This window comes from Streptomyces sp. NPDC002935 (assembly GCF_040611295.1).
Lineage (GTDB): Bacteria > Actinomycetota > Actinomycetes > Streptomycetales > Streptomycetaceae > Streptomyces.
This window is the reverse complement of sequence record NZ_JBEXNW010000092.1, coordinates 1-2,035: the sequence shown is the minus strand read 5'-3', so window position 1 is coordinate 2,035 and position 2,035 is coordinate 1. Positions and strand designations below refer to the sequence as shown.

1 protein-coding gene is annotated in these 2,035 nt (G+C 75.6%); it reads right to left on the bottom strand.

The genetic code is table 11. From position 1 onward, the window contains the following. Positions 1-68: 68 nt before the first annotated feature. Positions 69-899, bottom strand: a complete 831-nt coding sequence (locus ABZX90_RS43775) for an AfsR/SARP family transcriptional regulator (RefSeq protein ID WP_355213726.1) — start codon at positions 897-899, stop codon at positions 69-71. Between the last annotated feature and the right edge of the window lie 1,136 nt (positions 900-2,035).

Sequence of the window (2,035 nt, the reverse complement as noted above, 5' to 3'; positions counted from 1 at the left end):
CGGTACCGGGCCGGGTTGGGGCGGTACCGGGCCGGGCCGGGTTGACGTCGGGCCGGGCGCCGGGGTGGTCAGGCCATGCGGCCGACGAGGCGTGGGGCCCCGTTCTGCGGTCCGGGGGTGAGGGTGGGCTCGGGGTGGGCCATGAGGATGGACCGCTGGAGCCTGCCGAGCGCCGTGGACGGCTCCAGGCCCAGTTCCCGCACCAGCGTGGTGCGCAGGCGCTGGTAGGCATTGAGGGCCTCACCGCGGCGGCCCGAGCGGTAGAGCGCGAGCATGAACTGGCCGTGCAGGCTCTCGTGCATCGGGTAGCGGCTGACCAGCACGGTCAGTTCGGACAGCAGTCCGCGGTGGTTGCCGAGCCGCAGGTCGGCCTCGATGCGCTGGTCCAGGGCGCACAGGCGGGTCTCCTCCAGCCGGCTCACCTCCAGGGTGATCTGGCTGCCGGCCTGGACGTCGGCGAGCGCGTTGCCGGTCCACAGCGACAGCGCCTCGCGCAGCCGTTTGGCGGCATTGGCGTAGTCCTCCGCGTCCATGGCCCGGTAGCCGGCCCCCGCGCGCCGTTCCAGTTCCTGGAAGTCCAGGGTGCCGCCGCGGCTCTCCAGCCGGTAGCCGCCCGGCAGGGTGACCAGGATGTCCTTGGCCCTGGCCCGCTCGTCGCCGCCCAGCACCAGCGCCTCGCCGATGAGTTCGCGCAGCTGCAGGATGTAGGTCTGCAGCGTGGTGCGGGCGCTGCGGGGCGGGTTCTCGTCCCACAGCTCCTCGATCAGCGTGGACACCGGGACGACGTGGTCCGCGTTGAGCGCGAGCAGAGCCAGCACCTGCCGGGGTTTGGGTGCGGTCGGCGCGACCGGGATGCCGTGCTCCCGCACCGACAGCGGTCCCAGTACTTCGATGTCCATTGTTTCTCCCCTGTTGGATGCAGGCAGGTCAGTGCGTGCGGCGGGGTCAGCGCGCCGGCACCGGAGCGGGCGTGCTGCGGCATCTGTCCCACCCCCGATAAAAAAACAGCATAGACGGTTTGTCAATCCGGGCGGGCAGTCATCTTTTCCCCAAGACCCCCGGCCCCGCGCCGGACACACCCGCCGAACCCCTCCCCCGCACCCGGCCGCCGCCCGCCACCGGTTGCGTTCGCGACACAGTTCTCCGCACCGCGGCGCCGCGCACCGGCCGAAGCGGCACGGCATGCCGCCCACCCCTCCCGCCCCCGGCGGCATGCCGTGCCCCGGCGCCGGCCCGTCCGCCGCCGGGGCCGCCGCACAGACCGGCCGCATGCCCAATTCGCCAGCCCAGCATGCCTGGCATGGGGCGACGGTGGAGGACTCCGGGGTGCGCCGGCGCGCGGCCGCGAGGGGGTGCGGGGCGCAGTGCCGGCAGCCGGTCCGGCCGCGCCCACGGGCCGTTGCGCCGGGGAGGAAAGCACGCGCCGCCCTTCGTGTTCTTCTCACATGCAATCCTCTCTTCCCGCGCAGGACGCGGGGTGCCGCCCGGCCCGCCGCCGATCCCCGCGGGCCCTGCCCCCGGGGATCGGCGGACTGTGCCGGCGGTCGCGCCGCGCCGGAGTCCGCGAGGAGGACGGCCCCGGAAGGAGCCGGAATCCCTCTGGAATCAGACCGGACGGTCTGTTCAATGTGCCGGTGCCGTCGGCCGCCCCTGCGGTCCGCGTCCCGGCCGCGCGGGCGGGCGCCCGCCCGCGGCGGCGCCCGCCTCCCCCTGCCGGGCCGGTGCCCGGTGCCGGGCCGGTGCCCGGTGCCGGCGGGGCGGCGTCGGGTGGTCCCACAGACAGTCCGCGTCCGGGGGAAGTCTCCGGGCGGCCGTCCCCGCGCCCTGTCCGCGATGCCCCGGGGGGCACCCCCGCGCCGGTCTCGCAGGTGACACCCGGCGGGAGGCCGCGGGGTGTCCAGGTGGCGATACCGACGGCCGTGCCGTCGGTGCGCGTGATGGCGACCGCCGCAGAGCCGGCGCAGATGCACCCGTCGCCCTCCCACCGCTTGCGGCGGGCCCGCCGGTCACCGGATCCGGGGCGCCCGCGCGTGCG

Coding starts and splice junctions, on each gene's coding strand:
- ABZX90_RS43775 (WP_355213726.1), bottom strand. CDS start 899: ATGGACATCGAAGTACTGGGACCGCTGTCGGTGCGGGAGCACGGCATC.